The following is a 416-nucleotide window of genomic DNA, read 5'->3' on the forward strand; positions in this document are numbered from 1 at the left end:
CGTCGGCCGCGACGCGCTGGTTCGTGTCGAGCACGTACGGGTTGCCGAAGCGCTCCAGCACGACGTCGCGGTAGCGCGCGAGATCGAGCGGGCTCGGGCTCAGGCACGGGATCACGTCCTGCGTCACGTAGTCGTGCGCGAAGCGGCGGATCGCCGCGTCGTGCGTGCCTTCGTGGATGTAGGTGCAGCCCGCGAGCGTGCCGGCCCACGCGATGCAGCTGTGCGTCGCGTTGAGGATGCGGATCTTCGCTTCCTCGTACGGATGCACGTCGTCGACGAGTTCCGCGCCGGCCAATTCCCAGCGCGGCCGTCCGGCCGCGAAGCGGTCCTCGATCACCCACTGGATGAACGATTCGCCCATTACCGGGCACGCGTCGTCGATGCCGGTGGCCGCCCGCACGCGTTCGCGCACGTCG

The 416-nt window shown here is 69.7% G+C and carries 1 pseudogene; it reads right to left on the reverse strand.

The features are described 5' to 3' along the window. Window positions 1-416: pseudogene (locus A9Z05_RS37495) on the reverse strand (mannitol dehydrogenase family protein); the annotation flags it as partial.

Source organism: Burkholderia sp. A2 (genome assembly GCF_001729305.1).
In the GTDB taxonomy this organism is placed as follows: domain Bacteria; phylum Pseudomonadota; class Gammaproteobacteria; order Burkholderiales; family Burkholderiaceae; genus Burkholderia; species Burkholderia sola.